The 6,575-nt window shown below is 68.6% G+C and carries 6 protein-coding genes and 1 pseudogene; 4 read left to right on the top strand and 3 right to left on the bottom strand.

Annotated elements, in window-relative coordinates:
• Positions 1-427: 427 nt before the first annotated feature.
• Together AQJ67_RS15695 and AQJ67_RS15690 are read right to left on the bottom strand one after the other, a co-directional pair.
• A complete protein-coding gene (locus tag AQJ67_RS15695; protein WP_244190462.1) occupies positions 428-649 on the bottom strand; it encodes a DUF7848 domain-containing protein in 222 nt (73 codons plus the stop codon).
• Between the two features lie 332 nt (positions 650-981).
• Entirely contained in the window at positions 982-2,163 is a 1,182-nt protein-coding gene (locus tag AQJ67_RS15690) for a helix-turn-helix domain-containing protein (RefSeq protein ID WP_062719386.1), read from the bottom strand.
• A 340-nt stretch (positions 2,164-2,503) separates the two neighbouring features.
• Between AQJ67_RS15690 and AQJ67_RS15685 the strand changes: the two are divergent.
• The 3 genes and pseudogenes from AQJ67_RS15685 to tyrS form a co-directional block, all read left to right on the top strand.
• A pseudogene (locus tag AQJ67_RS15685) lies at positions 2,504-2,770 on the top strand (metallopeptidase TldD-related protein); the annotation flags it as partial.
• Positions 2,767-4,161, top strand: coding sequence for a metallopeptidase TldD-related protein (locus AQJ67_RS15680; RefSeq protein ID WP_062719320.1), 1,395 nt, complete (start codon positions 2,767-2,769; stop codon positions 4,159-4,161). The pseudogene AQJ67_RS15685 and the gene AQJ67_RS15680, both read left to right, overlap by 4 nt.
• A 66-nt stretch (positions 4,162-4,227) precedes the next feature.
• Positions 4,228-5,496: a tyrosine--tRNA ligase gene (gene tyrS / locus AQJ67_RS15675; protein ID WP_062719319.1), complete on the top strand. Its 1,269-nt coding sequence runs from the start codon at positions 4,228-4,230 to the stop codon at positions 5,494-5,496.
• A 113-nt stretch (positions 5,497-5,609) separates the two neighbouring features.
• Here tyrS and AQJ67_RS15670 read toward each other — a convergent pair whose 3' ends face one another.
• Positions 5,610-5,891: a GlsB/YeaQ/YmgE family stress response membrane protein gene (locus AQJ67_RS15670; RefSeq protein WP_062719318.1), complete on the bottom strand. Its 282-nt coding sequence runs from the start codon at positions 5,889-5,891 to the stop codon at positions 5,610-5,612.
• Positions 5,892-6,104: 213 nt separating this feature from the next.
• On the opposite strand from AQJ67_RS15670, the gene AQJ67_RS15665 reads away from it, so the two are divergent.
• Positions 6,105-6,503: a DUF3099 domain-containing protein gene (locus AQJ67_RS15665; protein ID WP_062719317.1), complete on the top strand. Its 399-nt coding sequence runs from the start codon at positions 6,105-6,107 to the stop codon at positions 6,501-6,503.
• The last annotated feature ends 72 nt before the right edge of the window (positions 6,504-6,575 follow it).

Here is a 6,575-nt window from a genome sequence, read left to right as displayed (position 1 = left end):
GCAGGTACGGGCGCAAACCCTCTTGGGCTGGGGCCGACGGCCTACGAGGCTTTAGGCAGCCACCATGGGGCGAGCCTCTAAGAACAGGGGGCCGATCGGGCTATTGCGGGCAGGTCCCAAAGACTGCCCGATCCGCAAGGCAGCGTAAGGCCCCCTGTTCACTCGCCCCATGGCAGCTCCCGCCCAAAGCCTCTACGGCCGGCGGCGTGCCCAAACCGCGCCACTACCAGGGCAAAGACCCGCCCCCGCCAGAGCTTCTTCAGAGCGGGGGGAACACCTCGATTCAGCTACGTCCGGCGGGGACGGGAGATCTATGGCGCGGAACCGGAAGCGGCAGCCACGCCCAGGACGAAGCCGCACGAACCCGAGATCATGATGATCATCAGAGGTCCCGTGAAGCGGGCTACCCAGTCCACCGCGCGGCGCATCACGTGTGCCGCCAGGCACGCCACGGACGGGTGATGATCTCCCGGAAGGTGTGGTGCGACGGGTTCTTGCCGCAGTGCTTCAGCACCCAACTCTGCCCCTCCGAGTAGTCCTCACTCCCGTCCGAGGCCTCACCGCACACCGCGCACTCCATCACGTAGACGGTCGGCTCTGCGTCCGGCTCACGGTCCGGCTCCAGCGTCCACGCCTCCTCACTGATCACCGACCGCACGCTCACCGGCCCCGCCCCGATCGCACGTTTGCCGCCTTCACTCCCGCGCTCAGTCGCTGCGCAGGAGTGGCCACACGGATCTGGTCCGGGTCTGCCTGCCACTCACGGCCACCGCCCACAGGACGCAGCACGGCGTACGGACCGGTTATGTCCCGGTACTCCCCCACCTTGCGGGTCGCCGGGTCGTACATCGCCGTTCCGACTTCAGGGGTTGCTGTCTCCGGTGCTCTGCCTTGAGTCGCCATGCCAATGACGCTACGTAGCCGCAGGAACACACCTCAATGGCACTTTGGCGAGGTGCCAGCCCGAAGTGCCACACCGCGTTACAGCGGCACGCCGATCGCGTCCGCAAGCCTCCGCATCTCGGGCGTGAGGGTGCGCCGACGTGCGATGACCCGACCGAAGATGTCCCGCGCGTACCGCTGGTTGGGCAGCCACTGAGGGGCCGCTGCCCGAATGCCCTGCAAGACCTCCACCGTCTTCGCGTAGTCGCGCGAGCGCGCATGCGCCTCTGCCACGTCCAGCAGGTGACGGTTCCGGTTGTTGGACGTGGGCCGCATGCCGCCGGTCGGGATACGCGCCGAGAGCTTGAGCACGAGGTCCGGCTTGTCGACGATCATCGCGTTCTCGGCACGCTTCAGAGCCACCGTGACCGGCCCGAATGCCTGCAAGAAGTCGTCACGGGGGGCGAACTCCCGCCCCATCGCAACCGCAGCCGAGTTGGCGTAGCGCAAGGCATCCTCGGCCTCCCCGGGCCGGTTGTCCCGGATCGCAGCGGCGGAGGCACGCAGCAGCAGCCAGCCCCACGCGCTCAGCTCGGCCGGAGTTGCGCGAGAGATACGCGGCTCGACCTCATCCGCCCACCGGGTTGCCAGCTCTCGCGCCTCGGCCAGCCGACCGCGCCGCAGCAATAGCCAGCACTGCGTGTTCACCGTCGCCGCTGCCTGAAGCCGGTCTGAGGATTCGTCCAAGGACCGCGTGAGCGCGGTGTCGGCTGCCTCAAACTGCCGAGTCTGGGTGAGCAGCCAGCCGGTCAGCTGCGAGAGCCGGACGCGTACGGCCCGCCCTTCTGGGCCATGCTCGGCCACGAGATCAGCGTCGCGCAGCAAGGGCGGAAGGATCACGCTCAGCTCTGCGAAACGATCACCTGAGAAGAGCGGCAGTGCCGCTTCCACGGCGTCTCGCACGCCATCGACAGTCGGCTCTTCGGCTACGGCGTCGGACCGCACCGGAGCCACAAGCGCCTGCCGGACAGCCTCCCAACGATCATCAGCCCCAGGCGCCGCCTGTCGCTCCTCCTCATGTCCAGCGATGAGGTGCGTCGTCGGTACTCGCAGGGCCAGCGCCAGTCGGCGCACAGTCTCCAGCCGCGTGTCTGCCCGCTCCCCTTGCTCCAACTTACGGATCAAGGACAGGGACACGCCGGATTCGCTCGCAAGCTGACGCTGTGTCATACCGCGCCGCTTGCGCACTTCCTGAAGCCGCTTGCCAATGTCGGCACTCATGATTCGAGCGTACGGCGCACGCTGCCCGTCCGTGCGACCTTCTGCGCCCGTCACTCCCCCGAGAGGTGATCTCATACGACCGCCGAGAGCTCAGGTCAGGGCAATATTTCGCATCCCCGTCCGGGCAACCGATGGGTAGTCTCTGATCCGATCTGGGGCCAGCCTCCAGGGCCCGCGTCAGCCAGTCCCGAAGCAGCCCCGGAGGTCGACACCTAGTCATCACCAGACCCCGTACCGTCCGGTTTCAACCCGTATGAACAGGGATTGAGGGCAGACCGTGAATAACCGCCTGACCTGCACAAACGCCGATCAGAGAGGTATGCCCCCTGACCCTGCGGAGAACTTCCAGTTCACCGGACAGCGGTTCTTCAAGATCGAGAACGGGCGGATCACCGGTCAGCTGCGGGACGTGGCCTACCAGGCGACGACCACGGACTTCTGGGGGTCGATGGCGGCCGTCGGCGGTCCCCAGACCTACGTGCTGGGCGGCGCCTTCAACTGCGGCAAGGCTCAGCCGGGGCAGGTCGCCGCGGTCTCGCACGGCTGCCCGTCGGCCCTCTTCAAGGGCGTCAACATTCTGAACACCACGCAGGAGGCCGGTCGATGAGCGCCCGTACCAACAAGCCGCACGAGATCGTCGAGCGGGCCCTGGAGCTGTCCCGCGCGGACGGGTGTGTGGTCATCGCTGACGAGCAGTCGACCGCCAATCTGCGCTGGGCGGGCAACGCCCTCACCACGAACGGCGTCACGCGCGGGCGGACGCTCACCGTCGTCGCGACGGTCGACGGCAAGGAGGGCACGGCCTCCGGGGTGGTGTCGCGTTCCGCGGTGACTGCCGACGAACTGGAGCCGCTGGTGCGGGCCGCAGAGGCCGCCGCGCGCGGCGCGGGGCCCGCCGAGGACGCGCAGCCGCTGGTGACGGACGCACCGGCGTCGCCGGACTTCACGGACGCCCCGACCGAGACGTCGTCCACCGTGTTCGCCGACTTCGCCCCGGCGCTCGGCGAGGCGTTCGCACGCGCGCGTGCGGGCGGTCGGGAGCTGTACGGCTTCGCCAACCACGAGCTGGTGTCAACGTACGTGGGCACGTCCACGGGGCTGCGGCTGCGGCACGACCAGCCCAACGGGACGCTGGAGCTGAACGCCAAGTCGCCGGACCGCACCCGCTCGGCGTGGGCGGGCCGCTCCACACGGGACTTCAAGGACGTGGACCCCACGGTGCTCGACGCCGAGCTGGCTGTACGCCTCGGCTGGGCCGAGCGGCGCCTGGAGCTGCCGGCGGGCCGCTACGAGACGCTGCTGCCGCCGACGGCCGTGGCCGACCTGCTGATCTACCAGATGTGGTCGGCGTCGGGGCGGGACGCGGTGGAGGGCCGGACGGTGTTCTCCAAGCCGGGCGGCAAGACGCGGGTCGGCGAGAAGCTGAGCGAGCTGCCGCTGAGCCTGCGCAGCGACCCGAACGAGCCGGGCCTGGAGTCCGCGCCCTTCGTGATCGCGCACTCCTCCGGTGGCGACCAGTCGGTGTTCGACAACGGGCTGCCGCTCACGGCCACCGAGTGGATGCGCGAGGGCGAGCTGAAGCGCCTCACGACCACCCGCCACAGCGCCGGGCTGACCGGTCTCCCGGTGGCTCCGGGCATCGACAACCTGATCCTGGACGGGGGCGAGGACCGCTCGCTGGAGGAGATGGTCGCGAACACCGAGCGCGGGCTGCTGCTGACCTGCCTCTGGTACATCCGCGAGGTCGACCCGGCGACGCTGCTGCTCACCGGTCTGACCCGGGACGGCGTCTACCTCGTCGAGAACGGCGAGGTGACCGGCGAGGTCAACAACTTCCGGTTCAACGAGTCGCCGGTGGGCCTGCTCGGGCGGGCGACGGAGGCGGGGCGTACGGAGAAGACCCTGCCCCGGGAGTGGGGCGACTGGTTCACCAGGGCGGCGATGCCGGCGCTGCGCGTCCCCGATTTCAACATGAGCTCTGTCAGTCAGGGCGTATAACCTCGTAGGCGTTTGCAGTCGGCTGTCATCCGGCTGGCCGAAGATCATCGAGGAGACACGAGAACCGTGACGGACATCGTCGACGAGCTGAAGTGGCGCGGCGTGATCGCCCTGTCCACTGACGAGGACGCATTGCGCAAGGCGCTCGCGGACGGTCCCGTCACGTTCTATTGCGGTTTCGACCCGACCGCGGCCAGCCTGCACGTCGGTCACCTGGTGCAGGTCCTCACCATGCGCCGCCTCCAGCAGGCGGGCCTGCGCCCGCTGGCGCTGGTCGGCGGTGCCACGGGCCAGATCGGTGACCCGCGCCCGACGGCCGAGCGCACGCTGAACGACCCGGAGACGGTCGCGAACTGGGTGAACCGTCTGCGCGCGCAGATCGAGCCCTTCCTCTCCTTCGAGGGCGAGAACGCCGCGGTGATGGTGAACAACCTGGACTGGACGGCCGGCCTGTCGGCCATCGAGTTCCTGCGGGACATCGGCAAGCACTTCCGCGTCAACAAGATGCTGACCAAGGACTCGGTGGCCCGCCGGCTCCAGTCCGAGGAGGGCATCAGCTACACGGAGTTCAGCTACCAGCTGCTCCAGGGCATGGACTTCCTGGAGCTGTACCGGCGGCACGGGTGCACGCTCCAGCAGGGCGGCAGCGACCAGTGGGGCAACCTCACGGCGGGTCTGGACCTGATCCACCGGCTGGAGCCGCACGCCCATGTGCACGCGCTGGCGACGCCGCTGATGACCAAGGCGGACGGCACCAAGTTCGGCAAGACCGAGGGCGGTGCCATCTGGCTCGACGCGGAGATGACGACGCCGTACGCGTTCTACCAGTTCTGGCTGAACGCGGACGACCGGGACATCTCGTCGTACATGCGGATCCTGTCCTTCAAGTCCCGTGCGGAGCTGGAGGAGCTGGAGAAGCAGACGGAGGAGCGTCCGCAGGCGCGGGCCGCGCAGCGGGCCCTGGCCGAGGAGCTGACGACGCTGGTGCACGGCGCCGACCAGACGGCTGCCGTGATCGCCGCGTCCAAGGCGTTGTTCGGGCAGGGCGAGCTGGCGGAGCTGGACGACCGGACGCTGACGGCGGCCCTGTCCGAGGTGCCGCACATCCAGGTCGAGCAGCTCGGCCCGGTCGTCGATCTCCTCGCCGAGGTCGGGCTGGTGGCCAGCAAGTCGGCTGCGCGGCGGACCGTGAAAGAGGGCGGGGCCTACGTGAACAACGTGAAGGTCGCCGGGGAGGATGCCGTGCCCGCGAAGGAGGATCTGCTGCACGGGCGGTGGCTGGTGCTGCGGCGCGGGAAGAAGAACCTGGCGGCTGTAGAAGTCACGGGCGTTTAGCGATTTCGGGGTTCGCCGTAGGGGTGCGGTGATCTGCGGGCTGCCGCTTCGTCGTGGCTGGTCACGCAGTTCCCCGCGCCCCTTTGGGGCGTCCGTCTCACGGCGTGGTTCGGTTACGCCCGTTCCTGTTTCCTCTTGCCCAGCGTCGACATGTACAGCATGTCCCCCGCGTACACGATGATCACCGCGGCGACGATCTGGAAGATGTGCCGGCTCCAGTCGATGCCCCTGGTCTCGTCGACGCCGAATCCGCGGGCCACGGCGTTGCCGACGATGGCGCCGAGCATGCCGAAGATGGTGGTCAGCCAGAGAGGGCTGTGCTGCTTGCCCGGGATGAGGGCCTTCGCGATCAGGCCCAGCACGAATCCGACGATGATCGCCCACAACCAGCCCATGGCTGCCTCCTCGTACGGCTCGGGGTGAGCAGTACGCCCAGTCTTGGCCCGATGGGAGTACGCCGCATGCCGGGTGCGGCCGTACGCGCTACGGCCCACCGCGTTCCCCCAGGTGACAGGGGCCCCGGTCTCGTAGGCGGCGGAGTCGAGGCGTACCGTGGGAGACGAGACGGGCCGGGGGGCGAGTCCGATGCGGGCGGATGGTGGAATGTGATGCGGAAGCTGCACGCGAGCGGCCACAGCGAGGTGTTCCGGATCACCGGAGCCCGGGCGGGTCTCCACGATGATGTGCGCGCGCGACAGCGCCGGTACATCATCTCGATGTCGGTCCGTACGGTGTCGGTGATTCTCGCGGCCACCCTGTGGAACGTCGAACGGCACGTCGCGATCGTGGCGTTGGTCCTCGGTGCGGTCCTGCCGTATATCGCGGTGGTGATCGCCAACGCGGGGCGGGAAAATGCGCCATCTCTGCCGTCGACGTTCGTGACCGCGCATGTGCGGCCGATGATCGCACCGTCGCGGACGAATGACGGTTTCGCGGAATCCGTCCCGGAAGATGTCGCGGGCGACTCCGCGCCGGGCGCACAAAGCAAACCCCGCGACGGGGCGTGATTTCGCGGACCGGCGCCTTCCGGAAGGCGCGTCCGCGCCAAGCTCAGGAAAAGCTCAGATCAATAGTGTTGT

The sequence above is a fragment of the Streptomyces caeruleatus genome, assembly GCF_001514235.1.
Lineage (GTDB): Bacteria > Actinomycetota > Actinomycetes > Streptomycetales > Streptomycetaceae > Streptomyces > Streptomyces caeruleatus.
Note: the sequence above shows the minus strand (reverse complement) of the source record. Positions and strands in the feature narration are given on the sequence as shown.